Annotated in this window: 1 protein-coding gene; it reads right to left on the bottom strand. The window is 54.2% G+C overall.

The window, feature by feature from the left end:
- Window positions 1-439, bottom strand: a 439-nt coding sequence (locus NE664_14170; protein ID MCQ4727781.1) for a F0F1 ATP synthase subunit beta, incomplete at both ends; no start/stop codon positions are given.

The following is a 439-nucleotide window of genomic DNA, read 5'->3' on the forward strand; positions in this document are numbered from 1 at the left end:
CCCATCTCGGTCCATAAGTCATTTCCTTCACGGGAACGCTCTCCAACACCGGTAAAGATGGAATATCCGCCATGCTCTGTGGCAATGTTATGAATCAGCTCCTGAATGAGGACCGTCTTGCCTACACCGGCGCCTCCAAACAGACCGATCTTTCCGCCCTTCGCATAGGGGGCCAGAAGGTCGATAACCTTGATTCCCGTCTCCAGGATCTCCGCTACCGGGCTCTGTTCCTCAAATGACGGCGGATCCCTGTGGATGACCCATTTCTCGCCTTCCTTTAACGGTTCGCCGTTGTCAATTGTCTCACCCAGGACGTTAAAAAGGCGTCCCAGTGTCTGCTCGCCGACAGGAACCCTGATTCCCGAACCGGTGGCCGTTACTTCCATATCTCTGCAGAGTCCTTCGCTGGAAGCAAGCATAATGCAGCGCACGGTATTAT

This window comes from Anaerotignum faecicola, assembly GCA_024460105.1.
Taxonomy (GTDB): domain Bacteria; phylum Bacillota; class Clostridia; order Lachnospirales; family Anaerotignaceae; genus JANFXS01.